Source organism: Sphingopyxis sp. (genome assembly GCF_036261875.1).
Lineage (GTDB): Bacteria > Pseudomonadota > Alphaproteobacteria > Sphingomonadales > Sphingomonadaceae > Sphingopyxis.
Window position 1 is genome coordinate 23,352 of the sequence record NZ_DATAJZ010000015.1, and the last position, 25,571, is coordinate 48,922.

At 66.4% G+C, this 25,571-nt stretch carries 22 protein-coding genes, 1 tRNA gene and 1 pseudogene; 14 read left to right on the forward strand and 10 right to left on the reverse strand.

What is annotated here, in order from left to right:
* Positions 1-6: 6 nt before the first annotated feature.
* The 3 genes from VHO04_RS08375 to VHO04_RS08385 are packed head-to-tail and all read right to left on the reverse strand — an operon-like array spanning position 7 to position 4,018.
* On the reverse strand, positions 7-402 hold the full coding sequence (locus VHO04_RS08375; protein WP_329627899.1) for a nuclear transport factor 2 family protein: 396 nt from the start codon (positions 400-402) through the stop codon (positions 7-9).
* The gene (locus VHO04_RS08380; protein WP_329627900.1) at positions 399-1,787 is read right to left on the reverse strand and encodes an MFS transporter; all 1,389 of its coding nucleotides are present in this window, start codon (positions 1,785-1,787) and stop codon (positions 399-401) included. Before VHO04_RS08380 ends, VHO04_RS08375 begins: the two co-directional genes overlap by 4 nt.
* 23 nt (positions 1,788-1,810) lie before the next feature.
* Positions 1,811-4,018, reverse strand: coding sequence for a TonB-dependent receptor (locus tag VHO04_RS08385; protein WP_329627901.1), 2,208 nt, complete (start codon positions 4,016-4,018; stop codon positions 1,811-1,813).
* A 254-nt stretch (positions 4,019-4,272) separates the two neighbouring features.
* Between VHO04_RS08385 and VHO04_RS08390 the strand changes: the two genes are divergently transcribed.
* The gene (locus VHO04_RS08390) at positions 4,273-6,012 is read left to right on the forward strand and encodes an N-acyl-D-amino-acid deacylase family protein (protein WP_329627902.1); all 1,740 of its coding nucleotides are present in this window, start codon (positions 4,273-4,275) and stop codon (positions 6,010-6,012) included.
* A gap of 151 nt (positions 6,013-6,163) precedes the next feature.
* On the opposite strand, the gene VHO04_RS08395 is transcribed toward VHO04_RS08390, so the two are convergent.
* Complete coding sequence (locus VHO04_RS08395; protein WP_329627903.1) at positions 6,164-6,610, reverse strand: nuclear transport factor 2 family protein; 447 nt, start codon at positions 6,608-6,610, stop codon at positions 6,164-6,166.
* Positions 6,611-6,895: 285 nt separating this feature from the next.
* Between VHO04_RS08395 and VHO04_RS08400 the strand changes: the two genes are divergently transcribed.
* The 5 genes and pseudogenes from VHO04_RS08400 to VHO04_RS08420 all read left to right on the forward strand — a co-directional run.
* On the forward strand, positions 6,896-7,399 hold the full coding sequence (locus VHO04_RS08400) for an RNA polymerase sigma factor (protein WP_329627904.1): 504 nt from the start codon (positions 6,896-6,898) through the stop codon (positions 7,397-7,399).
* Positions 7,396-8,418, forward strand: a complete 1,023-nt coding sequence (locus VHO04_RS08405) for a FecR family protein (protein WP_329627905.1) — start codon at positions 7,396-7,398, stop codon at positions 8,416-8,418. The genes VHO04_RS08400 and VHO04_RS08405 overlap by 4 nt, the downstream gene beginning before the upstream one ends.
* 83 nt (positions 8,419-8,501) lie before the next feature.
* Positions 8,502-11,678 carry a TonB-dependent receptor gene (locus VHO04_RS08410; RefSeq protein WP_329627906.1) on the forward strand — a complete coding sequence of 1,059 codons (3,177 nt, stop codon included), beginning with the start codon at positions 8,502-8,504 and terminating at the stop codon, positions 11,676-11,678.
* A 436-nt stretch (positions 11,679-12,114) separates the two neighbouring features.
* Positions 12,115-12,555: a phosphatase PAP2 family protein gene (locus VHO04_RS08415; RefSeq protein WP_329627934.1), complete on the forward strand. Its 441-nt coding sequence runs from the start codon at positions 12,115-12,117 to the stop codon at positions 12,553-12,555.
* Positions 12,524-12,727 (forward strand): annotated as a pseudogene (locus VHO04_RS08420) (murein L,D-transpeptidase catalytic domain-containing protein); the annotation flags it as partial. The gene VHO04_RS08415 and the pseudogene VHO04_RS08420, both read left to right, overlap by 32 nt.
* A gap of 121 nt (positions 12,728-12,848) precedes the next feature.
* Here the strand turns inward: VHO04_RS08420 and VHO04_RS08425 are convergent.
* Positions 12,849-12,933 (reverse strand) — tRNA-Leu (locus VHO04_RS08425).
* A 99-nt stretch (positions 12,934-13,032) separates the two neighbouring features.
* A complete protein-coding gene (locus tag VHO04_RS08430) occupies positions 13,033-14,487 on the reverse strand; it encodes a coniferyl aldehyde dehydrogenase (protein ID WP_329627907.1) in 1,455 nt (484 codons plus the stop codon).
* 537 nt (positions 14,488-15,024) lie between these two features.
* On the opposite strand from VHO04_RS08430, the gene VHO04_RS08435 reads away from it, so the two are divergent.
* Together VHO04_RS08435 and VHO04_RS08440 are read left to right on the forward strand one after the other, a co-directional pair.
* Positions 15,025-16,212 (forward strand): acetyl-CoA C-acyltransferase, encoded by a 1,188-nt coding sequence (locus VHO04_RS08435; RefSeq protein WP_329627908.1) that lies wholly within the window; start codon positions 15,025-15,027, stop codon positions 16,210-16,212.
* A 193-nt stretch (positions 16,213-16,405) separates the two neighbouring features.
* Complete coding sequence (locus VHO04_RS08440) at positions 16,406-16,873, forward strand: RcnB family protein (RefSeq protein WP_329627909.1); 468 nt, start codon at positions 16,406-16,408, stop codon at positions 16,871-16,873.
* Between the two features lie 60 nt (positions 16,874-16,933).
* Here VHO04_RS08440 and VHO04_RS08445 read toward each other — a convergent pair whose 3' ends face one another.
* Positions 16,934-17,392 carry an SH3 domain-containing protein gene (locus VHO04_RS08445; protein WP_329627910.1) on the reverse strand — a complete coding sequence of 153 codons (459 nt, stop codon included), beginning with the start codon at positions 17,390-17,392 and terminating at the stop codon, positions 16,934-16,936.
* A 124-nt stretch (positions 17,393-17,516) separates the two neighbouring features.
* On the opposite strand from VHO04_RS08445, the gene VHO04_RS08450 reads away from it, so the two are divergent.
* On the forward strand, positions 17,517-18,515 hold the full coding sequence (locus VHO04_RS08450) for a D-glycerate dehydrogenase (RefSeq protein ID WP_329627911.1): 999 nt from the start codon (positions 17,517-17,519) through the stop codon (positions 18,513-18,515).
* A 40-nt stretch (positions 18,516-18,555) separates the two neighbouring features.
* Here the strand turns inward: VHO04_RS08450 and VHO04_RS08455 are convergent, their stop codons facing one another.
* From VHO04_RS08455 to VHO04_RS08465, 3 genes are all read right to left on the reverse strand, one after another.
* Positions 18,556-19,959 (reverse strand): NAD(P)H-dependent flavin oxidoreductase, encoded by a 1,404-nt coding sequence (locus VHO04_RS08455; RefSeq protein ID WP_297665685.1) that lies wholly within the window; start codon positions 19,957-19,959, stop codon positions 18,556-18,558.
* 84 nt (positions 19,960-20,043) lie between these two features.
* The gene (locus VHO04_RS08460; protein WP_329627912.1) at positions 20,044-21,225 is read right to left on the reverse strand and encodes a glycosyltransferase family 4 protein; all 1,182 of its coding nucleotides are present in this window, start codon (positions 21,223-21,225) and stop codon (positions 20,044-20,046) included.
* A complete protein-coding gene (locus VHO04_RS08465) occupies positions 21,222-22,118 on the reverse strand; it encodes an alpha/beta hydrolase (protein WP_329627935.1) in 897 nt (298 codons plus the stop codon). Before VHO04_RS08465 ends, VHO04_RS08460 begins: the two co-directional genes overlap by 4 nt.
* 176 nt (positions 22,119-22,294) lie before the next feature.
* On the opposite strand from VHO04_RS08465, the gene astD reads away from it, so the two are divergent.
* The 5 genes from astD to VHO04_RS08490 all read left to right on the forward strand — a co-directional run bounded on the left by astD (position 22,295) and on the right by VHO04_RS08490 (position 25,570).
* A complete protein-coding gene (gene astD, locus VHO04_RS08470; RefSeq protein WP_329627913.1) occupies positions 22,295-23,740 on the forward strand; it encodes a succinylglutamate-semialdehyde dehydrogenase in 1,446 nt (481 codons plus the stop codon).
* 48 nt (positions 23,741-23,788) lie between these two features.
* A complete protein-coding gene (locus VHO04_RS08475; RefSeq protein WP_329627914.1) occupies positions 23,789-24,037 on the forward strand; it encodes a type II toxin-antitoxin system RelE/ParE family toxin in 249 nt (82 codons plus the stop codon).
* A 12-nt stretch (positions 24,038-24,049) separates the two neighbouring features.
* The gene (locus tag VHO04_RS08480) at positions 24,050-24,397 is read left to right on the forward strand and encodes a helix-turn-helix transcriptional regulator (protein ID WP_329627915.1); all 348 of its coding nucleotides are present in this window, start codon (positions 24,050-24,052) and stop codon (positions 24,395-24,397) included.
* Between the two features lie 91 nt (positions 24,398-24,488).
* Positions 24,489-25,286, forward strand: coding sequence for a uroporphyrinogen-III C-methyltransferase (cobA, locus tag VHO04_RS08485; protein ID WP_329627916.1), 798 nt, complete (start codon positions 24,489-24,491; stop codon positions 25,284-25,286).
* Positions 25,274-25,570: a DUF2849 domain-containing protein gene (locus tag VHO04_RS08490; protein WP_297662294.1), complete on the forward strand. Its 297-nt coding sequence runs from the start codon at positions 25,274-25,276 to the stop codon at positions 25,568-25,570. Before cobA ends, VHO04_RS08490 begins: the two co-directional genes overlap by 13 nt.
* Position 25,571: the final 1 nt, after the last annotated feature.

Sequence of the window (25,571 nt, forward strand, 5' to 3'; positions counted from 1 at the left end):
AAGCCGTCACGCGAAATCGGGCGCCTTTGCCCATTCGATCACGGCCGAATTGTCGAAATATTCCTCGAGCCGGGTGATGCGGTCGCCCGTCACCGCGCAGATCAGCGCCGCGGGAAGCTCGAGCCGCGCGCCGCCATTGGCGATCGCGACCAGCAGATGCTGCTGGACGAAACCGCCGTCGAAGACATGGATCTTGCGGTCGGTGTAGCGCCGCTCGCGCGTGAGTGCGATGAACTGCGTCAGCGTCGCGACATTCGCCGCCCGGTCCTGCGCCTGGCGCGTATGGCCGTGCCAGATGACCACCGCGGGATCGTAGCAGGCCTCGACCGTGCCCGCGTCGCCCGCCTCGACCGCCCCGAAAAAGCGATCGGCAACCGCCTCGATTTGCTCCGCCTCGGTCATTGGCGCTCCTCCATATGAGCCAGTTCGCGCGGCAGGTGCGCCGCCATGCGAAAGAACAGCCATCCCGCGACGACATAGAAGGAGCAGACCGTGACCAGCGCGGTCCGGAGCCCCTGAGCCGAAGCCGCCGCACAGGCCGCGGCCGTGGTCGCTTCGCCGCAGCGCGCAGCATAATCGCCGGCGAAAGCCTGCGCCGCGAAGATATCGCTGAACCAGCCGGCGGTGATCGGGCCCAGGGTCATGCCGAGCACGCTCATCGTCAGCGTCAGGATCGCGGTCGCCGATGCCCGCATCCGCGGCTCGACCAGGTTGCTGGTGACGGCGAAGGTCGGCCCGGTGAAGACGCCGGCGAAAAAGCCCGGCGGGGTCAGGAGCAGGATCGTCCAGAACCAGCTCGTCTGCGAAAAGCCGAGCATATAGGTCGCGGCCGCGAGTATCATGCAGATGGCGGGAAGCCAGCCATACCAGCGGATGTCGCGGCGCCCCAGGCGGTCGGCGACGATCCCGCCGAGCACGCTGCCGCTGCCGAGCGATACGCTGTTGATCACCGCGAAGGCGATCGCCGCCTCGGTATAGCCGACGTCGAAATTGCGCACGAAGAAGGGATGCGCGAAGGTCATGCCGGCATAGCCGACGAAGCTCACCACCGTTCCCGCTAGCACGAGGTTGCGAAATGCGGGGCTTCCGGCAAGGCGCCGGAGCACGGCGCCGAGCGGCGGAGTGACGTCGGAGGCGATCCGGCCGTCGGAGAGGCCGCGCGCCGGCTCCTTGAGGGTCAGCCAAACGATCGCCGACAGCGCAATACCGGGAAGCCCGACCAGCAGGAACGCGGCCCGCCAGCCGTGGCTTTCGGCGACGACCGCGCCGCCAATCCCGCCGAGAATGATCCCGATCGGCGTCGCGAGGCCGAGAATGCCGAAGACCGAAGCACGCTTTTCGGGCAGGAAATAGTCGCCCACCAGCGACTGCGAGGGCGCTCCCGATCCGGCTTCGCCGATGCCGACGCCGATCCGCGCCAGCATCAGCCCGCCAAAGCCGCTCGCGGCGGCGCACAGCGCCGTCATCGCCGACCAGGCGGCCATCGAGACCGCGATGATGCGCACGCGATTATAGCGTTCGGCGAGGCGCGCGACCGGAATGGCCAGGACGCCGTAAAGGATCGCGAAGGCCGCGCCGCCGAGCAGGCCGAGCTGCGTGTCGCTGAGGTGGAGATCGGTCTTGATCGCCTGCCCCACCGTATTGAGGATCGATCGGTCGATGAACGCGATCGTCGACACCACCAACAGCATGAAGACCGCGTAGCGCCGGTCGCGCGCACCGATCGCGCCCCCCTGCCCCGCCCCGGCGCCGGTCCGGGAATCCGGCAGCGGCAGGTGGGTCTCCACGGGTCCGCCACCCGATTCCAGCATCAGAATTTATAGCCCAGATCGACGCCGAAGGTGCGCGGCGGCGAATAGATGCGCAGGAAACCGAGCGGACCAAGGCCGAAGGTGTTGTTGATGACCGTCTTGTCGAAGGCGTTCTTGACCCAGACACCGATCCGCCAGCCCTGCTCGCTCTGCAGTCCGAGCGTCGCATCGACGAGCATATTGCTCGGCCGCAACTGCACGTCGCTGGTCCGGTTGGCGGCGCCACCGCTGGTATAGAGATCGTCCATATAGACCGCGTTGACCGATCCGTTCAGCTTTCCGATCCCGACATCGGCGTCATAGAAAAGCCCGAGGCTGCCCGACCATTTCGGCGCATAGGCGAACGGCAGGTCGCTGTTGTCGGTCGGATTGTCGACGCCGTCGCTGGTGAGATCGGTGAAATTCTCCTTGAACCGCGCGTTGAGGTAGGCGGCATTGGCGTTGATGCTGAACCCGCCGCCGAGCACCCATTGCAATTCGCTCTCGATCCCGTCGATGCGGCCCTTGCCGGCGTTGGTGACGATCGATTCATAGACGCCGCCCGAGGTCAGCCCCTGCGTGCCGACCTGCATGTCGGTGTAGGTCGACGAAAAAGCAGCGAGATTGAAGCGCACGCGGCGGTCGAACAATTCGGTCTTCAGCCCGCCCTCGAAGCTCGACACGGTTTCGGCATCATAAGGGCCCGCCGAGGTGAAGCTGGCCGCGCGGCCATTGAACCCGCCGCTGCGAAAACCCTTCGACCAGGTGACATAAGCGAGGACATCGGGATTGACCTGATAGCTGATCCCCAATTTGGGCGAGAAATTGTCCCAATTGTCGCGATAGGTCATCGACGCCGGATAGAAGAGCGGCTGGTTGGTGAAGCGCTTCTTCTCATAGCTGTAGCGCCCCCCGGCGGTCAGCGTCAGCGCATCGGTGGCGTGGAAGTCGAGCTGTCCGAAGCCCGCCCAGGCGGTGTTGCTCTGGCTGGCGATCTGCGGGACCGTCGCGCCGCCATAGATAAGCCCGCTCTGCGCATTGGTGATGTCATAGCTCTGGTGCATGAAGAAGGCGCCGAGCACATAGTCGAGGCGCGACTTGCCGTCCGACGCGATGCGGATTTCCTGGCTGAACTGCTCGTGCTTCTGATCGCGCAGCGCGGAGAAGAAGGGCAAGGCGCTCGCGTCATAATCGCTCTGCACGCGATCCTTGAACTCGCGATAGCCGGTGACCGCGGTGATCTTTGCGCCGCCGATCGCCCAATCGAGGCTGAACGCCAGCCCCCAGGTATCGAGGTTCGCGAACAGCGGCGTATCCGAATAGATGGTATAGGGATCGGTCGGGTCCGAATTGCCCGCCGGAACCGCCGGGGTCGGCGTGCCGGTATCGGGACTGAAATCATAATAGACGTCGCCGGGAAGCGACGCGTTACGGAACGCCGCGCCCGATCCGCGCTCGCGGTCGAAATCGGCGACAAGCGTCGCTTCGAGAGTGTCGGACGGCCGCGCGACCAGCGTCAGGCGGCCCGACCAGACCTCGTTGCCGCCAACCTTTTCGCCGGTCGTCGCGTTGTGGTTATAACCGTTATAGGTCTTGTAGAGCATCGAGGCGCGCACCGCGAGAGCGTCGCCCAGCGGCGTTTCGAGCGCCGCGCGGGCCTCGACGCGGCCGCGATCGCCGAAGGTCAATTGCCCCTCGCCCGCGAAGGTGTCGCCCGGCCGCTTGGTCCGCACGCTGACGACGCCGCCGATCGTGTTACGACCATAGAGCGTGCCCTGCGGGCCGCGCAGAATCTCGACCGATTCGATGTCGAAGAAATCCTGAAGCGCGCCGCTGTTGCGCGCGAGATAGACGCCGTTCATCTCGACCCCGACCGACGGTTCGAAGGTCGATTCGACGTCGGCGAAGCCAAGGCCGCGAATGAAGAAGGCGCTTGCATAGGGATAGGCGCCTACCGGCGCGAGGACGACGTTCGGCACCTTCGAATTGAGGTCGGTCAGGTTGAGCACCGATTGCGCTTCCAGGCTCGCGCTGTCGAATGCAGTCACCGAGGCCGGAACATCCTGAAGATTCTGCTCGCGGCGCTGCGCCGTGACGATGATCTCGGCAACCTGATCGGCGGACCCAGCACTCTGCGCGGCCGGAGCGGTTTCGACCTGTGCCGAGGCCCCGGTCGTGACGACGATAGCCAGCAGCGACGCACAGCATGTAATCGAGCGCTTGCCCATGTTCATCCCTCTCCCATGTCGTGCCGCCGATCTTTGCCGACGGTTGATTAGTAAGCTATCTATGAATTCCATCTTGTCAAATTAAATGACGAGTTTTCGGACCAGAACGTCAATTTTACTGACCATGCAAACGCGTCCGCGGGCCCAGCGTGCAGGGATGCTTTTCGGTTCGGGCTTTCCGGCAGGCCCGAAAAAGGCTAGACCAGTTGCAAAAGGAAACCCGCAAACAGCGGCAATCGGGAAGAGGAATGGACATGGCTGATCACGATCTCGTCATCCGCGGCGGAACCGTTCACGACGGCCTGGGAAGCCCGCCGCGCACCGCCGACGTCGCCATCCGCGACGGGCTGATCGTCGCGGTCGGCGACGTGCCGGAGACGGGAAAGCGCGAGATCGACGCGCGGGGCAAGATCGTCACCCCCGGCTTCGTCGACATCCACACCCATTATGACGGCCAGGTCACCTGGGAGGAGCGGCTGATGCCCTCGTCGGGCCATGGTGTCACGACGGTGGTGATGGGCAATTGCGGCGTCGGCTTCGCGCCGTGCCGCCCGCACCAGCGCGACATGCTCGTCAAGCTGATGGAGGGGGTCGAGGATATTCCCGAAGTGGTGATGGTCGACGGCCTCCCCTGGAATTGGGAGAGTTTTCCCGATTATCTCGACGCGCTCGACGAACGACGGCTCGATATCGACATCGCCGCGCAGATTCCGCATTCGGCGCTCCGCATCTATGTCATGGGCGAGCGTGCGGCGCGGCGCGAGGCACCCACCGCGGACGATCTGGCAAAGATGCGCGCGCTCGTCGCCGAGGGGATTGACGCGGGGGCGTTCGGCGTCACCACCTCGCGCAACATGATGCACCGCACGAAGGCGGGCGAACTGGCGCCGAGCCTCCATTCCGACGTCGACGAGCTTTGCGCGCTGATGGACGGGCTGACCGACGCCGACGCCGGCGTGTTCCAGATCATCCCGGCGCCCGACGGCGATGCCGCGCAGGAATTCGACATACTCCGGACCGTCGCCGAACACGGCCGCCGCCCGCTCTCCTTCACGCTGCTCGACGTCGCGGGTCAGCCCGGCGGCGGCTGGCGACATATGCTCGAAGGGCTCGAACGCGCCGCCGCCGACGGCGTCGAAATGCGCGGACAAGTCGCGCCGCGGCCGGTCGGCATGTTCTTCGGGCTCGACCTCAGCCTGCATATTTTCTCCTGCCATCCGAGCTATCGGGCAATCGCGCATCTGCCGCTCGCCGAGCGGGTCGCGCGGATGCGCGATCCGGACTTCCGCCGCCGGCTCCTGTCCGAACAGCCCGAGGACAGCAATCCGGTCACGCTGAACCTCGTCGCGGCCTTTCGCGCGACCTGCCCGTGGGGCGACACGCCGCAATATGAGCCCGCGCGCGAGGACCGCGTCGAATCGCTGGCCGCCGCGGCGGGCCGATCGCTCGAAGACTATAGCTACGACCTGCTGCTCGGCGACGAGGGCCGCGCGGTTTTCTATCTGCCCGCGGCGAATTATTCGGGCGGCAATCTCGACAGCGTGCGCGAGATGCTGGGGCATCCGAACACCGTCATGGGGCTGGCCGACGGGGGCGCGCATTACGGGCTGATCTGCGACGCCAGCTTCCCCACCTATCTGCTCCAGCGCTGGGCGCGCGATGCGCGCGACGACCAGCGGCTGCCGCTGCCGCTGGCGATCGCCGAACTGACGAGCAAGGCGGCGGCGACCGTGGGCATGGCGGATCGCGGGCGGATCGCCGAAGGCTGGAAGGCCGACATCAACGTCATCGACCTCGACGCGCTGCGGCTGCACGTCCCGCGCGTCGCCTATGACCTGCCCGCCGGGGGCAAACGGATGCAGCAGGCGTCTGACGGCTATGTCGCGACGATCGTGTCGGGCGAGATCACCTATCTGGACGGCGAGCATACCGGCGCGCTGCCGGGCCGGCTCGTGCGGCGGTCGGCCGCGCAGCCGCTCGAACGCGCCGCCTGAACGGCCTCGACCCGATGGCCGCGGCACAAGGTGATACGAGGCAAGGACGAGATCGTTGATTTGCCCGGGATATGATCGCCCATCGTCATGAGGGCGGCGATCATGTCATCCTTGCTCAGCCCGCCGATACCCGAACCGACCGGCAGGCGCGTCAGTCGCGCTCGACGCGGATGCGGCTGAGCCGGGTTCTGGCGATCAGCCAGCGTCCGCGCGCCTTGCGATAGCAATCGTGATAATGTCCGAAGCCGTGACGCGAACGGCCCGCAAGGTCGCTTCCTTCGCCTGCCCAGAAATGATCGTCCATCGCCCAGATCGCTTCGGCATCGCGGGCGCCGGTGAAGCGAATTTCGAAGCTGTGGACATGATGGACCGTCGTCGCATGTTCGAGCGCGGCGGCGACTCCCGCCACGAAAGCATCGGCCCCGGTGGTCAGCAGGGATTCGTCCGTCTCGCCCGGCATCTCGCGAAAATCGCCGACCATGTCGTCGGTCAGCAAGCTACGCAGCAGCGCCCAGTCCTTGGTATCGAGCGCACGCACATAGCACGCCTTGAGCAACCGGATTTCCTCGATTGCGGCGAGATTGACGGCTTCGGTCACAATTTATGTCCTCTCCAGGAAAGCGGTTCGATGGACCGCGAAACGCTGTTCGACATCGGAGCGGACCGGGCCGGATTCTTCAAGAGCATATTTAAGCGGCGCGCGATCTTCGCGCTTGCAGGCTTCGACTCTGTATATTCGGGGGCCTGGCTGCGGGGAAAGCCGAGCTGCAGCACCGCCGTAAGCGCGCCCGCCCGATACCCGGACAGATGAAAAGTGTCCCTCCGCCCGCCTCGCGCGTCTATGGGCTTATGCCCATAGTATATCGAAAGCCGCCGACCGCCCATGCAACCCGCTAGAGACAAGCTGGATCTCGGCCGCCGCTGGCGTCCCGCGCTGCTGTCCTATTTCCTACGACGCGTCGGCGATCATGCCGAGGCCGAGGATCTGACGCAGGAATTGCTGGCGAAGCTGCTGGGGCATGGCGACGGCGATTTCGCCTCGCCCGAAGCCTATATTTTTCAGATGGCGTCGAACCTGCTGGCCGACCGCGCCCGGCGGATGAAGGTTCGGTCGCGATATCGCGACATGGTCGGGCGCAGCGAAGAGATGGGAATCGATCCCATCGATCCGTTTCGCATCGCCGCGGGGCGCGCCGAGCTTTCGACCCTGTCGCGCGCGCTCGCCGCGCTGCCCGAGCGCACGCAGACGATCTTCATCCTCTATCGCCTCGAAAATCTGGGCCAGGACAAGATCGCCGAGGTGTTCGGCATATCGGTCAGCGCGGTCAAGAAGCATGTCGCGCGCGCAATGGCCGGGCTGATGAAGGATATGAGGAAAGCGCCATGAACGACGCGGCAAACCTCCGACCCGACGAGGATGCAGCCATGGAAGCGGCCGCGCTGTGGTGCATCCGCCTTACCGAGGACGATCTGACCCCGGCCGAATGGGACGAGTTCGAGGCCTGGCTCGCTCTGCCGGACCATGCCGACCTGTTGCAGGACGCGGCGCGCGTCTGGCGGGAATCGGGCGCGATCGGCGATTGGCCCGAGATCATCGCGCTACGCAGCAAGGCGCTGTCGCAATTCCGCCAGCAGAGCCAGAAGCGTTGGCTGTCCGGCACGCCGGGACCGTTACGCCGGGGCGCCGCCTGGGCGGCCATGCTGCTGCTCGCGGTGGCGACGGCCGGCATATGGTATGTCACCCGGCCCGACGCGATCGAAACGGGCGTCGGCGAACGGCGGGTCGCGCTGCTCGCCGATGGTTCGCATGTCTCGCTCGACGCGACGACGAGCATGACCGTGCGGATGAAGGACGAGGCGCGGCAGATCGAGTTGGTCGAGGGCCGCGCCAAGTTCGACGTGGCGAAGGATCCGCTGCGCCCCTTCACCGTCGCCGCGGGGGACAAGCTGATCGTCGCGGTCGGCACGTCGTTCAGCGTCGAGCTGGTCGACGGCGAGGTGCGCGTGATCCTCTATGAGGGGCAGGTCGAGGTGCGCGACCGCGCCGACACCACGCGCTCGGCGGTGCCCGCGCGGCGACGGCTGATGATGACGGCGGGCAGCGAGCTGGTCGACACGGTCGGATCGGCCGCGCCGCCGCAGGTCAGCCGCCCCGATCTGTCGCAGACGCTGGGCTGGGAACTGGGCCTCATCAGCTTCGACGACGAGCCGCTGGTGGGGGCGGTCGAGCGCATGAACCGCTATTCGGCGCGGCGCATCCGGCTCGCCGATCCGGCGCTCGGCGCAATCCGGATCGACGGCATGTTCCGCGCCGGCGACGTCGATGCCTTCGTCGAAGGGGTGACTGCGCTTCATCCGGTGCGGCAACGCATCGCCGGCGACGAGGTGGTGCTGGAAGCGCGATAAAACAGATGTCCCTTTGCGGTCGCCGTGCGTCTTTCTGTTCGATCGCCCGGGATCGATCGGGCGCGACAGGGGGAATGAAGCCAATGTTCAGCCATGCACTCAAAAGCTCGATCGCGGCCGCCGCGCTTGCCGCCGCGATGGCGTCGGTTCCGGCCATCGCGCAGGAGCGCACCTATGATTTCGCGCTTCCGGCGCAGGATCTGCAGACGAGCCTGAAGGCATTCGCCCGCGTCTCGGGGCAGCAGATCAGCTTCGACGGCAGCGCCGTCCGCGGCAAGCGCGCACCCGCGCTCAAGGGCAGCTTCACCGTCCGCGACGGGGTTGCACGGCTGCTCGCGGGTTCGGGGCTCGAGGCGAGCCGGGGGCGTTCAGGCATCCTCGTCATCCGCCCGGCCGCCAAGATCGCCGACGCCTCGGGTGCGGCCTATTTTGAGCCGCGCGCCACCGAAGAGCCCGCCGACGATATCATCGTCACCGGCAGCCGCATCGCGCGGCAGGTCGTCACCGACTCGCCGGTCCCGATTGTCGCGATCAACGAAGAGGATATCCAGTCCTCGGGCGCGACCGAATTGTCCGAGATCCTCCTTGATTATCCGGGCGTCACGCCGGGGACCAACCTCGCCAATTCGAACAGCCAGATCAACGCCGCGGGCATTTCGTCGATCAATCTGCGCAGCCTGGGGAGCGACCGCACGCTGACGCTGATCGATGGCCGCCGCACCGTGTCGAACCGCATCACCGCGAACACCGTCAGCCTGAGCTCGATCCCCACCCTGTTCGTCGAACGGGTCGAGGTGATCACCGGCGGCGCATCGGCGGTCTATGGCTCCGACGCGATCGCGGGGGTCGTCAACATCATCACCCGCGACAAGTTCGACGGCGTGCGCCTGGGCGGCCGCGCCGGCATTTCGAGCCGCGGCGACAGCCAGCGGCTCAACCTCGACCTGCTCGTCGGTCAGAAGCTGTTCGACGACCGCGTGTCGCTGGTCGCCGGCGCCAGCTATGAAAAGGAAGCGGGCGTCATGGGCAGCCAGCGCGCCCGCACGCTCGAATCGCTGTCCTACAGCCAGAGCGCCGATGCCAATCCCGACAACCAGGGCGACCTCGGCATCAACCGCCCCGCGCGGAGCAGTAGCACGCCCGGCGGCCGCTTCCTGTCGAGCTCGACCGCGGGCGGCGGCTATTTCGTCTATGACGCGGACGGCAATCTCTATCGCGCCACCTCAAGCGCGGTTTACGGCTGGGAGACGCGTCCCGACCTTCAGTTCAGCGCGCCGCGCACCTCCTATCTCGCCGCGGCCAAGCTGACCGCCGACCTCGGCAGCGGGATCGAGGCCTTTGCGCAGGTCCAATATTCGAAGATCAAGACGCGCGCCGCGCGCGGCGGCGCCGAGACCGCTGCCTATGACGACGAATTCGGCGATCCGAACGACCTCGACGAGGTCGGCCGCATCCCGCGGAACAATCCCTTCGTTCCCGCCGAAATCCGCGCCCTCGCTTCCTCGTCGGGCGTCCAATGGTCGCGGCGCTTCACCGAACTCGGCGACTATCAGATCCTCAACGATCGCCAGACGTGGCGCGGCTGGGCCGGGCTGCGCGGCAAGATCGGCGACAATTGGAACTGGGAACTGAGCTATGGCTACGGCCGCTTCCACCAGCAGCAGGACCGGATCAACGTCCTCAATTTCCAGAATCTGCAATATGCGCTGAACGCCGAATATGATCCCGCCGCGCCCGGCGACCTCAGCCGCGTGCGCTGCGTCGACGCGGATGCGCGCGCCGCGGGCTGCAAACCGATCAACATCTTCGGCCCCGGCTCGATCACCAAGGAGGCGGCCGACTATGTCCGCGCCGACCTGATCCTCGACGGGCTGATGCGCCAGGACGTGGTCCAGGGCTATATGAGCGGGGCGCTGTTCGAGCTTCCGGCCGGGCCGCTGTCGGTCGCCTTCGGCGGCGAATATCGCCGCGACTGGCAGCGCTCAACCACCGACCCGGTGACGCGGCAGGGCTTTGGCTCCGCCTCGTTCATCGCCGAATATGAAGGCAATATCACAGCCAAGGAGGCCTTCGTCGAGGTCAGTGTGCCGCTGCTGCGCGACCAGCCCTTCTTCCATCGCCTGTCGCTCGACGCGGCCGCCCGCTATGGCGATTATAATATCCGCAACGTCGGATCGGTATTCAGCTATCGCTTCGGCGGCGAGTGGGCGCCGGTCGCCGATATCCGCTTCCGCGGCCAATATGCCCGCGCCCAGCGCGCGCCGACGGTCACCAACCTTTATTCGCCGCTCCGCGACGACGCCGATTCGGTCGTCGACCTGTGCAGCGGGGTCACCGCCGCGACGGCCGGAACGATCGCCGACAACTGCCGGTCGATCCCCGGCATCGCCGCCGAAATAGCGGCGAACGGCGTCTTCCTGCAGGATACGACCGGCATCAAGGGGCCATCGTCGGGCAATCCCGACCTCAAGGAAGAGACCGCCGACACGCTGTCGCTCGGCGCGGTGGTGACGCCGACCTTCCTTCGCGGACTGTCGCTGACGGTCGATTATTTCAAGATCAAGGTGCGCGATGCGATCGCGTCGCTCGACGCCGACCAGTTGCTGCGCGAATGCCTCGGCAACCCCGACGGGCTCACCGACAATTTCTTCTGCAACGAAATCACGCGCAACGGCGAAGGCCAGATCACCCAGATCATCAACCGCGACCTCAACCTCAACAAGATCGTGCGGTCGGGGATCGACGTCGGACTCGACTATCGCTTCGACGCCCCCCAGTGGCTGTCGTCGACGGGCAAGTTCGACGTCCGGCTGCTCTATTCGCGCCTGCTCGATTTCTACACCGTCTTCGACGGCGTGAATGGTGTCTCGACCACCGATTCGAAGGGCGAGATCGGGGCGTGGGTGAACACCGGCCAGGCGCAGTTCGGCTATCGCGACGGCGGGCTCCGCCTGCGCTGGAAGATCCGCTACACCGGCAAGGCGGTCGACAGCAACCAGCGGCTCGCGGTTGCCGAGGCGGCCGGGTCGAACCCGCCCTTCCTGCACGTCGGCGACCGGGTGCGGCACGATTTCTACGCCAGCCTGGAGGTGCCGTCGGCGGGCCGCGACTTCCGCATCTATACCGGCGTCAACAACGCCTTCGACAGCAAGAGTCCCTTCCTGCCGACCGGCACGGTTTCGGGAAGCTCGCAGAATATCACCGGCGACTATGACGAGATCGGCCGCTATTTCTATGTCGGATTCGAAGCGAAATTCTGACCTGGTCGCGCGTGCTCCCGCCGCCGCACTCCCGGCGGCGGGCCCCGTCCCATATTTTGACACTGGAGGCTAGCCGATGATCCGCCGCGCCCTGCTCGCCAGCCTTGCCGCCCTGTCGCTGATGGTTCCCGCCGCCGCATCGGCGCAGTCGCTCGAAGGCGTGAAAAGGCCGGAGGGAGAGGCGAAGCCCGAGGGCTATCTGGCCAAGGGCAGCGTCGATTATCGCCTGCTCGTCGGCCCGCCGCCCGCGCCGGATTCGCTGCTCGACCAGATCGACATGAACATCTCGCAGCGCTTTCAGGCCGCGGTCGCGCCCGATCGGTGGGACGTAGCCCAGCTCGACAGCAAGATGGTCTATCCGCGCTTCGCCGACGCCCTCGGCCGGCCGATCGACCGCGCGCACAGCCCGCGGCTGATCCAGCTTCTCAACCGTGTCATGCGCGACGCCGCCGACCCGGTGTGGACCGCCAAGGATATTTTCCAGCGCCCGCGCCCCTATCAGCGCTATCAGCTCACCCGCCGCTGCGGCAGCAGCCCGATCCCCGCGCCCGACAAGGAACCACGCGGCGGCTCCTCCTATCCGTCGGGGCACAGTGTCTATGGCTGGGCGACCGCGCTGCTGCTTGCCGAGGTCGCGCCGGACCGCGCGGCGCAGATCCTCGACCGCGGCCGCGACTATGCGCTGAGCCGCGTCATCTGCGGCTATCATTTCCCGACCGATACCGACGCCGCGCGCGCGGTCGCCGCGGCGGTGCTGACCCGGCTGCGCGAAGTTCCGGCCTTCCGCGACGACCTGCTCGCAGCGCAGGCCGAATATGACGCCGCCAGCGCCGAGCCGGCTGCGCTCGGACCCGCATCACACGGGCTATCTCCATAAATTTTCCAACGTCTCGGGGTCCAACGCTTCGAGCGAGGGCGCCTTTCTGACCGGCGATTACTACGTCGGCCAGCATGACCGGTCGCAGCGGCTTGCCGGGCTCGACCCCACCAACGACAATGCGATGGACCGCGCGATCGTCATCCATGGCGCATGGTATGCCAATGCCGACGCCTGCACCCGCCGGCTTCGAATATTGAACCATAGCTGAGAGGCCCGGGCGCGGCGCGGGGATAGCTACGCAAAAGGGAAGGCCTGATCCCGGCGGGGTGGTGCCCGATTCGGACCGGAAATGGTGCCCCTGGCCGGACTCGAACCAGCACTCCTTGCGGAACTCGATTTTGAGTCGAGCGCGTCTACCAATTTCACCACAGGGGCCCCCGCGCCTGATCCATCAGGCGCTAGGCATCTTTATGCGACCGGTGGTCGCAATCAAGACGGAGCGTGCCCTAATGCGCCGCCCCCGCCCTTGCCAAGCTATTTCTTGAGTTCCTTCGCCAGCGTCTTCGCCGTCGCCTTGCCGTAGGGCGGCTTGAAACCTGCGAGCCCCGCGACATCCAGCTTGGGCTGGCGATACACCGCGCGCGCGTGGCTGAAGGTGCGGAAGCCATCGACCCCATGGTAATTGCCCATCCCCGACGGCCCGACCCCGCCGAAGGGCAGATCCTCCATCGCGTTGTGAAACAGCACGTCGTTGACGGTCACGCCGCCCGAGATGGTGCGCGTCAGCACGCGCTCCTCCTCGCTCTTGTCCTGCCCGAAATAATAGAGGCCGAGCGGACGGTCGTGGTCGTTCACATAATCGATCGCCTCGTCGATCGACTTGTAGGTCTTCACCGGCAGGATCGGGCCGAAAATCTCCTCCTGCATCACCTTCATCTCGTCGGTCGCGCCGCGGACGATGTGGAGCGGCATCTTGTGGCCGTTGGCGCTCGCGAAATCCTCGCCCGCCGGATTGACCTCGATCACCTCGGCGCCCTTTTCGCGCGCGTCGGCGAGATAGCCCTGCAGCCGGTCGAAATTCCGCCCGTTCACGACCGACGTATAATCGTCGTTCTTGAGCAGCGTCGGATAGAGCGCCGCGACGCCCTTGCTGACGCTGTCGATCACCTCTCCTTCCTGATCCTCGGCGACGAGAAGGTAATCGGGCGCGAGGCAGATCTGCCCCGCATTCATCATCTTGCCGAGCGCGACGCGCTGGCCGACGAGATCCTTGTTCGCGCTGCGCCCGATGAAGGTCGGCGACTTGCCGCCGAGTTCGAGCGTCACCGGAACGAGATTATCGGCGGCAGCACGCATGATATGCCGACCGACGCCCGTCGCGCCGGTGAAGATCAGATGGTCGAAGGCGAGCTTCGAGAAGGCGATGCCGACCTCCGCGTCGCCGGTGAACACCGCCATTTCGGTCGCGTCGAAATAATCGGGGACGAGCCGCGCCATCAGCGCCGACACATTTTCGGTGAATTCGCTGGGCTTGATCATCGCGCGGTTGCCCGCGGCGAGGATGCCTGCCATCGGCACGAAGACCATGCCGACCGGGAAGTTCCAGGGCGCGACGACCCCGACGACGCCCTTCGGCTGATAGACGACCTCGGCCTTCGCGCCGAGCAGGCCGAGCGGAAAGGTGGGTTTGCGCTTCTCGCCGCGCGACCAGGCGGCAAGATGCTTCTTCGCATGTTTGAGCGCGCTGACCGACGGCATGATGTCGGTCATCAGCGTCTGCTCGCGGCTGCGATGCCCGAAATCCTCGCTCACCGCCTTGGCGAAATCCTCGGCATGATCGACGAGCAGTGCAATCGCGCGGTCGATGCGGTCGGTGCGCACCGCGAGGCTTTCGGGCATGGCGGCGGTAAAGCTTGCCCTCTGCGCCGCGAGCACTTCATCCATGCGTGCCGTTTCGCCGGCGATGTCCTGCTTGATGGCGGTGGCCATGACCCGTCTCCCCTAAGATTTGCGGCGATGTTTGATCATGGCCGGGAGCGCGTTGCAAGATGAAACCTTCGCGCGGCGCAATCCGGGGTCGACGGCGGGACACCCGAGCCGTGTGAAACGCGGACGATCGGGAAGCGACCGGTTGCCGACAAGATATCCTCCCCGGCACGGGGAGGATCGGCGACGTCCGTTCCCCACCCCTTTCCAGTCGTTCATCGCGTTACGGCAACAGTGCACGGCCTCCCAAGCGCCCTCGCGGCAAAACCTCTTTCCTACAATATCCCGCTATGCTTCAAGGTTGCGGATGAACAGCACCCTTCCTGCTCCGACACGCGATCCACCCACTTGTCGCCGCAAGAGAAGCCCGATGACGTCATCATTGGACTGAACTTTACTGAACTTTGACGAGGTGACGGCGCCAAGGCTCGCCCCCCTCCTCTCGAAAGAAACGCGGGCTGGGAGATGCCCCCCTTTCGCAGGTGCAGCATTTCGGCTAATCCATCCGCCGAACCTCTTTCCCTTACGGAGTCTCCCGCTATGACCGCCACCGATCCCGTCGTTTTCCTGTCCTATGCCCGCACCCCGATGGGCGGTATGCAGGGCGTGCTGTCGGACGCGAGCGCGACCGATCTCGGTGCCACCGCGGTCAAGGCCGCGGTCGAGCGCGCGGGCGTCAAGGGCGACGATATTGAACGCATCTATATGGGCTGCGTGCTGCCCGCGGGCCTTGGCCAGGCGCCGGCGCGGCAGGCCGCGATCAAGGCCGGGCTGCCCAAGTCGGTGCAGGCGACGACCGTCAACAAGGTGTGCGGTTCGGGGATGCAGACCGTCATCATGACCGCCGAAGCGCTCGCCGCGGGCAGCATCGACCTGGCCGTCGCGGGCGGCATGGAATCGATGACCAACGCGCCCTATCTCCTCAAGAAGCATCGGTCGGGCGCGCGCATCGGGCACGACACCGCCTATGACCATATGTTCCTCGACGGGCTGGAGGACGCCTATGAGGCCGGCCGCGCGATGGGCACCTTTGCGCAGGATACCGCCGACGCCTATCAACTCGGCCGCGAGGCGCAGGACGATTATGCGATCGAATCATTGAAGCGCGCGCAGGCGGCGATCGCCGACGGCGCCTTCGCCGCCGAGATCACCCCGGTGACGCTGACCACGCGCAAGGGCGAGGTGGTCGTCGACACCGACGAGCAGCCCGGCAAGGGCAACCCCGACAAGATCCCGACGCTGCGCCCTGCCTTCGCCAAGGACGGCACGATCACCGCCGCGACCAGTTCGTCGATTTCGGACGGCGCCGCCGCCGTGGTGCTGACGCGCCAGTCGGTCGCGGAAGCGAAAGGGGCAAAGCCGGTCGCGAAGCTCGTCGCCCACGCCGCGCACGCGCAGGAGCCCAAGGATTTCACCATCGCCCCGGTCGGCGCGATCAACAAGGTGCTGGCGAAGGCCGGCTGGTCGATCGGCGACGTCGACCTGTTCGAGGTCAACGAAGCCTTCGCCTGCGTCGCGATGTTCGCGATGCACGACCTCGGCATCCCGCACGACAAGATCAACGTCCACGGCGGCGCGACCGCGCTCGGCCACCCGATCGGCGCCAGCGGCACGCGCATCATCACGACGCTGATCGCGGCGCTCCAGCGCCACGGCAAGACCCGCGGCATCGCGAGCCTGTGCATCGGCGGCGGCGAAGCGACGGCGGTCGCGGTCGAGCTGGTCTAAATCCGCTTACCGACAAAAGTTCCGGGCGCCGTCGCAAGGCGGCGCCCTTTCGTCGTTATGGGCGCGACAGATTGCGACACTAATGACCTCAAAATAAACGCCGCATTCCGCTTCGGTTCAAATCGAATCGCCTAGACCGTTCCCAGTCATCGGGCAGATCCCCCTCCCCCTGACGATGCAAAGGAATGGCACCATGAAGAAGATGAACTTTCTCACCGCCGGCCTGATCGCCGCGATGATGATCCCGGCCGCCGCGCAGGCACAGACCGGCGAACTCCGCCGCGACCGGCAGGACATCCGTCAGGACCAGCGCGACCTCCGCAACGCGCAGCGTTACGGCGACCACCGCGATGTGCGCGACGCGCGCAAGGATGTGCGCGATTCCAAGCGCGAATATCGCCAGGATACGCGCGACTGGCGCCGCGACGCGCGCTACCAGAATTATCGCGCGCCGTTCAAATATCAGCAGTTCCGCGTCGGCCAGACGCTGCGCTCGACCTATTATGCGCCGGCCTATCGTCCGACCTGGGACAGCCGCTGGGGCGTGCCACGCGCCGGACGCGGGCTGACCTATGTCCGCCACTATAACGACCTGCTGCTCGTCAATATGCGGACCGGCAAGGTGGTCAAAGTCTATCGCAACGAGTTCCGCTGGCGCTAAGCCACAAAACTCTCGATGATGGGAAAGCCGGGCGCGCAATCGCCCGGCTTTTTCCTGTGCTCAATCGCCCCAGATATGGTCGGTTTCGATCCAGCCCTTGCGGCCGCCGACGTCGAACCGGCACCAGCCGTTCTTGCAATCGGTGATACGGCCGACGACGCCTGGCTCGGCGCGATAGGCGACCGCGGCCGAAACATCGGGCTCCTCGCGCATCGGGCGGATGCCGCCGGTGACGATCGCGGTGCGCGTGCGGCTGAGCAATCGCGCCGCCATCCAGCCCTGCGTCCCGTCGGGGTCCTCGATCTTGCGCCAGGTCTCGAAGCGCGCGATCACCCGCACCGGCAGGTCCTTGCGCCGATATTCCCAGAGCACCGGAACGTCGGGCGACGGCCCCTTGCGCATCCGCGCCTCGTCGACGCTGATCGAGGCCCAATAGGGCAGTTCGACATCGGATTGCGCGGTTGCCGGCCCCACGACGGCAAGCAGCGCGGCTGCGGCGAGAATCTGGCGGCTGGTCATGGTCCAGCCTTGTCAAAATCGGCGCATCATTTCAACCGCTCGCCGCGATCGGCGCAGCGTTCGTCCACAGCCTCCCCGCGCCGCGCCCCTTGACCGCGCAGCCGCGCCGCGCTCTATCGGCGCCATGCCCGATTCATCCCGTCCGAAACGCCCGCGCGTCATCGTCACCCGCCAGTTGATGCCGCATGTCGAGGCGCGCATGGCCGAGCTCTTCGACGTCGCGCTGTCGGCGTTCGACCGTGCCTTCACGCGCGAGGAGTTGAAGGCCGCGGTCGCCGATTGCGACGTGCTGGTGCCGACGGTGACCGACGAGATCGACGCCGAAATCCTGGCAGCGGCGGGCGAGCGGCTGAAGCTGATCGCCAATTTCGGCGCCGGGGTCGATCATATCGACCTGTCCGCCGCGCGCGCGAAAGGGATCATGGTCGCGAATACGCCGGGGGTCTTCACCGAGGATACTGCCGACATGACGATGGCGCTGATCCTGTCGGTCCCGCGCCGCCTCGCCGAGGGCGAGAAATTGATGCGGTCGGGCAAATGGGAAGGCTGGGCGCCGAGCACGATGCTGGGCCACCGCGTCGGCGGCAAGCTGCTCGGCATCATCGGCATGGGGCGCATCGGCCTGGCGGTCGCGCAGCGCGCGCGGGCGTTCGGCCTGTCGATCCACTACCACAACCGCCGCCGCCTGCCCGAAGCGATCGAGGAGGAGCTGGGCGCGAGCTATCATGCCAGCATCGACACGCTGCTGCGGATCAGCGACGTGGTGACGATCCATTGTCCGCACACCAGCGAGACGCACGAAATGGTCAACGCCGCGCGCATCGCGGCGATGAAGCCGACCGCTTACCTCATCAACACCGCGCGCGGCGAGATCATCGACGAAAAGGCGCTGATCGCAGCGCTCAAGAGCCGCCGGATCGCGGGCGCCGGGCTCGACGTTTATGCGCAGGAACCGGTGGTCGATCCCGACCTGCTCGCGCTCGACAACGCCGTTCTCCTCCCGCACCTCGCCTCGGCGACGATCGAGGGCCGCGAGGCGTCGGGCGAGAAGGTGATCGCGAACATCCGCGCCTGGTGCGACGGGCACAGGCCGCCCGATCAGGTGCTGGAGGGGTGGGTCTGACACCCGTCGTCCCAGCGAAAGCTGGGACGACGTATCGGAATCAATCCCCCGTCAGAATCCGGTCGACGAGCTGCTTCACCGTCGGAGTGAAGTTGTTCGAATAAAAGGGATCGGTCTTGAAATTGAACGCGGCGTGGCCCGCGAACATCAGATTCTGTTCGACGTCGCCGCCGTGCGCGATGTCCTGCAGCGTCTTCTGGATGCAGAAGCTGCGCGGGTCGGCGAGGTAGCCGGTCGTATAATCGTCATGGTCCTTCCACGACGAAAAACCGCAGTGCGACAGGCAGCCCATGCAATCGGCCTGGTCCTTGCGGATCGTGCCCTTGTCGGTCTCGGTGACGAAGACGACGGTGTTGTCGGGGGTCTTGAGCGCTTCGGTATAGCCTTCGGCCACCCAGTCGCGCGCGCGGTCGCGGTCGTGCGGGGTGACCCAGAAATTCTTGCCCTTCACCCCGACGTCGAGCTGGACGACATGATCGCCCGCTTCCTGCTTCGAATAGGGAATCTGACGTTCCGAGCGCGCTTCGAGGTCGCGCAGGAAGGGATTGCGCACCGCGCTGGAATAGAAGCCGGTGGGCGAGAAGCGGTGGAGCAGCACGTCGCCCTCGTCGAGAGTGCGCAGGCGGTCCTTCCATCCCTGCGGGATCGGGCTTTCCTCGGTCAGCAGCGGGCGCGTGCCGTATTGGAAGACGATCTGGCCGAGTTCGGGGTTGTCGATCCAATGCTCCCAGTCGCGCAGATACCAGACGCCGCCCGCCATCACGATCGGCACATCGTCCGAAATCCCCTCGGCACGCATCGTGTCGCGCAGCGCCTTGACGCGCGGATAGGGATCCTCGGGCTTCAGCGGATCCTCGGCGTTCGACAGGCCATTGTGCCCGCCCGCGAGCCAGGGATCCTCGTAGACGACCGCCGCCATCAGGTCGGCGACCTTGTGATAGGCGCGCTTCCACAGCGCGCGAAAGGCACGCGCCGACGAGATGATCGGTAGATAGTTCACATTGTGCCGCGCCGCGATCTCGCTGAGCTTGTAGGGCATCCCCGCGCCGCAGGTGACGCCGGTGACGAGCCCCTTCGTCTTTTCGAGCACGCCTTCGAGCACCTGCTGCGCACCGCCCATTTCCCACAGGACGTTGATGTTGATCGCGCCCTTGCCGCTCGCGATGTCATAGGCCCGCCGCACCTGCTCGACCGCGCCGTCGATCGCATATTGGACCAGTTCCTCGTGGCGTTCCTTGCGGGTCAGCGCGCGATAGATTTGCGGAATGATCTTGCCGTCGGCGTCATAGCTGTCGGCGTTGACCGCCGACACGGTGCCGATCCCGCCCGCGGCGGCCCAGGCACCGCTCGACATATGGTTGGTTGCCGAGACGCCCTTGCCCCCCTCGACCAGCGGCCACACTTCACGCCCCCCGTAAAGAATGGGCTTCAAACCTTTGAACACTATAAACCTCTTTCTCTCCACCGCGGCGCACCCACGCCGCAGCCCCCATATGCCGTTTCCGTAAGCGGAAAACGGCGACTTTTGTCAATCGACGCCGATCCAGCGACCGCTGAACAGGCCATATCCGTCAAGCGCGCGAGCATAGAGCTTTTCATAGGCGCCGACCATCCTTGATTCGTCGAAGCGTTCGGCCGCGACATCGCGGTTTTCGCGCCCGACCCGCGCGCGAAGCGCCGCATCCGCCGTCATCCGCGCCAGCGCCGCGCGGAACGCCTGCTCGTCTGTGGCAATGAACGGCCGGTTCGCCTCCGCAACCATCACCGCGACATCGCCGACATCGGGGCTGACGACGGGGAGCCCCGCCGCCATCGCCTCGATCACCGCGATCGGCGCCTGTTCGCTGCGCGACGACAGCGCGAGCAGGTCGAAATGGCCGATCCAGCGCGCGGGTTCGGCCATGAAGCCCGGCATCACCAGCCGGTCGGCCAGCCCGCAGGCGGCCGCTTCGGCGGCGATCGCGCCGCGTTCCGGCCCCTCGCCGACGATCACGAGCCGGACGGCCGGCGGCAGCGCCGCCACCGCGCGCACCAGCCGCGGCAGGTCCTTGACCTTGCGCAGCCCCGCGACGGTGCCGATCACGACCTCGCCGTCGCGGCGCTCGAAGCCCGGAATCGGGACCGACGGCCCGGCGGCATAAGCGGCGACGTCGATTCCGTTGCGGATCAACCGGGTGCGCGATCCCGCGTGCCATTCGTCGGTCGCGATCCGCTGAAGCAGCGTCGACGGCACGACGAGCGCCGCCGCGGTGCGTAGCCCGACGCGCCGGAAAAGATTGCGTTTCCAATTGCGCCGGACGCTTTCGTCCTCGTTGAAGCCATCTTCGTGATGAATCAGTTCGGGCATGTCATGTGCGCCGCGCGGAGCCAGAAGGCAGCGCGCCATCACCCCGTCCATCGCGCCCCAATTATAGCTCAGCACCAGCTCGAAATTCCGCATGTAGCGCACCAGATCGCGGTAACGCCCCGGCGACGGCTTGCCATGCAGCGGCGGAGCATCCTGCGGGAAATCGACGACGATATCGGGATCGATCGCATCGCGCGCGCCGAGCGCTTCGGGCACCGCCGACTGGATCGTGTGATGCGCGCGCGCGCCCATCAGGTTCATCAGCCGCACCGCGCGTGCTTCCTTGCCGCCGAGCGAAAAGCTCGAATGAAGGTGCAGGATGCGGACCGGCCGGTCGCGTTCGGGCGGCTGCGCGTCGCTCACGCCGTCGGAAGCTCGGCGATCCACGCATCGATCGCGATGCGCGCCTCGGCCTCGTCCATCGTCGGCGCATGGCCGACCCCCGGCACCTCGACGAGCCGCGCGTACGGCAGGTCCTTCGCCATCTTCTTCGCCGCAGCCGCCGACAATATATCGGACAATTGCCCGCGCAGAACCAACACGGGCGCATCGCCGAACGCACGATAGGCGGGCCACAGGTCGACCCCGGCATCGCCGCCGTTCGGCACGCGCAGCGGTGCCGCGATCTGCTTGTCGTAATCGGTGACGATCCGTCCTTCGGGCGTCAGCCGGTGGGTGCGCTTGGTGAAGCGCAGCCAGTCGTGGATGCTGTAGCCCGGATAGACCGCCGCATTGAGTTCCGCCACCGCGCGCGCCGCGTGAACCCAGGTCGGCTGGCTGCCGCCGGTGCCGATATAGTCGCGGATGCGCTCGAGCCCCGCCTGCTCAAGCTCGGGCCCGACGTCGTTGAGCAGCGCGCCGGTGACGCACCCCGGCTGCGCCGCCGCGAGCAGCATCGAGACGAGCCCGCCGAGCGAGGTGCCAACGGTGACGCAGCGTCCGATCGCCAGCTCGTCGAGCAGCGCGACGACGTCCTGCACATAGGTCAGCGGAACATAGGTCATCGGATCCTTGGCAAAGGCGCTTTCGCCGCGACCGCGGAACTCGATGACAATCACCCGCCGCCGCGCCGCCATGTGCGGCGCCAGCGCCTCGAAATCGCGGGCGTTGCGGGCGAGGCCGGGCAGGCACAGGATCGGCGGCGCGGCCGCCGCCGCTTCGGGCCCCGGATAGATGCGCGCGTGCAGCCGGACGCCGTCGTGCGACCACCAATAATGGTCGTCCCATTCGCGCCCGCTATCCTGTCTGACCGTAATCGACCGTCCCCTTGGCTCCGTGTCCGCCCCGTCTATCGCCAACCGGCGCGGAGGCGCAAGCCATCGCGCTCGATCGTCTCCCTCATTCTCCCTGCCCGCTCGAACCCAAATGGATCAGGATGTTGCGGGCCAGCCGGTTGCCGCCACCGGCTTTCGCCGATAAGAGGCGCAGGACCATGAGCGAAGAGCTGCTTTCCTTTGAACCCGCGACCGGAAACGAGCTGTGGCGCGGCGCGGTCAGCGACGTCGACCGGGAGGTCGAAATCGCACGGCGCGGCTGGCCCGAATGGGCGGCGAAAGCCCTCACCTTTCGTTCCGAAACGCTCCGCCGCTTCGCCGACCGGGTCAAGGCCGAGGCCGACACCCTCGCCGACCTTATCGCGCGCGAGACGGGCAAGCCCCTGTGGGAAGCGCGCACCGAGGTCGAATCGGTCGCGAACAAGGTCGACATCTCGATCAAGGCCTATGCCGAGCGCACCCCCAATCGCCGGATCGAGGGCGCGATGGGGCTGCGTAGCGCGGTACGCCACAAGCCGCACGGCACGCTCGCGGTACTGGGCCCCTATAATTTCCCCGCGCACCTGCCGAACGGCCATATCGTCCCCGCGCTGCTCGCGGGCAATTCGGTGCTGTTCAAGCCCTCCGAAAAGACCCCGGCGACCGGCGCCAAGTTGGTCGAGCTGTTCCATAGCGCGGGCGTGCCGCAAGAAGTGCTGCGCCTCGTCATCGGCGGCCCCGACACGGGCAAGACGCTCGCGGGCCATGCCGGGCTCGACGGCCTGCTCTTCACCGGCTCGGCGCGCACCGGCATCGCGATCAACCGCCAGTTCGCGAGCCAGCCGGGCAAGATCGTCGCGCTCGAAATGGGCGGCAATAATCCAATCGTCGTCTGGGACACCGCCGACATCGCTACCGCCGCGATATTGGTGGTCCAGTCGGCCTTCCTCAGCGCCGGTCAGCGGTGCAGCAACGCGCGCCGCCTGATCGTCAAGGACAGCCTGGCCGACCGGCTGCTCGATGAAGTGAAGACGCTCGCGAACCGGCTGATCGTCGACCATCCGCACGCCGACCCCGCGCCCTATATGGGGCCGGTGATCGACAATGAGGCGGCCGACGGCCTGACCGAGAGCTTCCTCGTCCTGATGTCGAACGGCGGCCAGGTGATCCGCCACATGACGCGCCCCATCGCCGACCGGCCCTTCCTGACCCCCGGCATCATCGACGTTACCGCGATGCCCGAGCGCCCTGATATCGAATTGTTCGGCCCGCTCCTCCAGGTCATCCGCGTCGACAGCTTCGAGGCCGCGATCGCCGAGGCGAACAACACCGCCTTCGGCCTGTCCGCGTCGCTGATCGGCGGCACCCCGCAGCTTTACGACCAGTTCTGGGCCAATGCCCGCGCCGGGGTGATCAACTGGAACCGCCCGACCAACGGCGCCTCGTCGGCCGCCCCCTTCGGCGGCGTCGGCCTGTCGGGCAACCATCGCCCGAGCGCCTTCTACGCTGCCGACTACTGCGCCTATCCGGTCGCGAGCAGCGAAAGCGACGCGATGCGTGCCTCGATCGGCGTCGGCCTCCACGATCCCGGAGGGTCGCAGTTGGTGCGCAAGGGGTTTCTTTGAACGAATGTAGCCATTGACTACAATGTCACTATCAGCTACATATGCCAGGTGAAGCCGGTCGCCTATACCCGATCCGCCCTCAGGTCGTTGACCCGGATGCCGGCGAACACGGCGCGGCTGATCCGGTCGAAGATCGAGCAATATGCCGCCGATCCGGCATCGCTGGCGAATAATGTCAAAGCGTTGAAGGGGCGCGACGCCATACGACTGCGCATCGGGGATTGGCGCGTGATCATGGAAGACGATGTGGTCATCGAGGTTCTGGAAATCGGTCCGCGCGGCAGCATTTATGAATGAGGGACTAAAGTCATGAACAAGATGGTGACGATCCCGCAGGACGAATATGACCGCCTCCGCGAAGCGGCCGAGGAACTGGGCGACCTGCGGGCTTACGACCGGGCAAAGGCGCGCATCGAGGCGGGAGCCGACGAACTGGTTCCCGCCGAATATGCGGGCCGCATCCTCAATGGCGAAAACCCCCTTCGCGTCTGGCGCGATCTGCGCGGCCTGACCCAGCAGGGACTGGCGCGCGCTTCGGGCGTCAACCGGGTGCAAATTGCGGACATCGAGGCCGGCCGAAAGCGGGGATCAGTAGAAACCGTTGCGCGGCTGGCACGCACGCTGAACATCGATATGGAAGATCTGGTGCGGGCTTGAAGGACGGATTGTCGCAGCGATCAATTTTAGCTTCGCTTGACCCAAAAATCCCTGCTTTGCGATTCCGCCCCCCCGAAGTCATCTACCCTGCATGGCAAAGACTCTCCCTCCCGCGGGCAAGCTGTGGCTCGTCGGCGCCGGTCCCGGCGACCCCGACCTGCTGACGCTGCGCGCCGCGCGGCTTATCGAAAGCGCCGATCTGATCGTTCACGACGGGCTGGTCGGCGAAGGCGTGCTCGCGCTGATCCCGGCGCATGTCGAGCGCATCAGCGTCGCGAAGCAGCGCAGCCGCCACACGATGCGGCAGGAGCTTATCAACGACCTTCTCGTCCGCGAAGCGCGCGCCGGCAAGCAGGTCGTGCGGCTGAAAGGCGGCGATCCCTTCATCTTCGGGCGCGGCGGCGAGGAACTCGAGGCGGCGCGTGCCGCGGGGATCGACTGCGAGGTCGTCCCCGGCATCACCGCCGCCGCGGGCTGCGCCGCGCAGGCGGGCCTCCCCCTCACCCATCGCGAGGATGCGAGCGCGGTGAGCTTCGTCGCTGGTCAGTGCAAGGATTTGACCGATCAGGACTGGTCGGGGCTCGCGGGCCACGGCCGCACGCTCGTTATCTACATGGGTCTCGCGACCGCCTCCGCCATCGCCGACAAGCTGATCGCCGACGGCGTCTCGCCCGGCCTTCCCGTCGCGGTGGTCGAGCGCGGCACCAGCGCCGATGCGCGCGTGCTGCGCACCCTGCTCACCGACCTCGGCGACCTCGTCGCGCGCGAGCGAGTGGCGAGCCCCGCGCTGATCATCGTCGGCAAGGTCGCGGCGCGCGCCGATGCGCTCGACTGCCTCGGCGCTCCCGGAATTTCGACTGCTCTGAAGGACATCTCATGCGAATCTTAACCGGCAACGACCTGAAAACAGGCGCCGTCATCTGGTGGACGGGCCGCGGCTGGTCGATCCATGTCGAGGACGCCGCCGACGTCGGCGAGCATGGCGAGGCGATCCTCGCCGCCGAGGATGGCGCGCGCCGCGTCAACGGCGGCTATATCATCAACGCCGACGAGACGCCGAAGGGCCCGCGCCCCGCGCATATCAAGGACCGCATCCGCGCACTGGGTCCCACCGTGCGCCCCGACCTTTCCCTGAAACCCGCCGACCCGGCGGCCGGCGAGTGGGTGATCTGAT

Coding starts and splice junctions, on each gene's coding strand:
- VHO04_RS08375 (WP_329627899.1), bottom strand. CDS start 402: ATGACCGAGGCGGAGCAAATCGAGGCGGTTGCCGATCGCTTTTTCGGG.
- VHO04_RS08385 (WP_329627901.1), bottom strand. CDS start 4,018: ATGGGCAAGCGCTCGATTACATGCTGTGCGTCGCTGCTGGCTATCGTC.
- VHO04_RS08390 (WP_329627902.1), top strand. CDS start 4,273: ATGGCTGATCACGATCTCGTCATCCGCGGCGGAACCGTTCACGACGGC.
- VHO04_RS08400 (WP_329627904.1), top strand. CDS start 6,896: ATGCAACCCGCTAGAGACAAGCTGGATCTCGGCCGCCGCTGGCGTCCC.
- VHO04_RS08405 (WP_329627905.1), top strand. CDS start 7,396: ATGAACGACGCGGCAAACCTCCGACCCGACGAGGATGCAGCCATGGAA.
- VHO04_RS08410 (WP_329627906.1), top strand. CDS start 8,502: ATGTTCAGCCATGCACTCAAAAGCTCGATCGCGGCCGCCGCGCTTGCC.
- VHO04_RS08415 (WP_329627934.1), top strand. CDS start 12,115: ATGCGCGACGCCGCCGACCCGGTGTGGACCGCCAAGGATATTTTCCAG.
- VHO04_RS08430 (WP_329627907.1), bottom strand. CDS start 14,487: ATGGCCACCGCCATCAAGCAGGACATCGCCGGCGAAACGGCACGCATG.
- VHO04_RS08435 (WP_329627908.1), top strand. CDS start 15,025: ATGACCGCCACCGATCCCGTCGTTTTCCTGTCCTATGCCCGCACCCCG.
- VHO04_RS08440 (WP_329627909.1), top strand. CDS start 16,406: ATGAAGAAGATGAACTTTCTCACCGCCGGCCTGATCGCCGCGATGATG.
- VHO04_RS08445 (WP_329627910.1), bottom strand. CDS start 17,392: ATGACCAGCCGCCAGATTCTCGCCGCAGCCGCGCTGCTTGCCGTCGTG.
- VHO04_RS08450 (WP_329627911.1), top strand. CDS start 17,517: ATGCCCGATTCATCCCGTCCGAAACGCCCGCGCGTCATCGTCACCCGC.
- astD (WP_329627913.1), top strand. CDS start 22,295: ATGAGCGAAGAGCTGCTTTCCTTTGAACCCGCGACCGGAAACGAGCTG.
- VHO04_RS08480 (WP_329627915.1), top strand. CDS start 24,050: ATGAACAAGATGGTGACGATCCCGCAGGACGAATATGACCGCCTCCGC.
- cobA (WP_329627916.1), top strand. CDS start 24,489: ATGGCAAAGACTCTCCCTCCCGCGGGCAAGCTGTGGCTCGTCGGCGCC.
- VHO04_RS08490 (WP_297662294.1), top strand. CDS start 25,274: ATGCGAATCTTAACCGGCAACGACCTGAAAACAGGCGCCGTCATCTGG.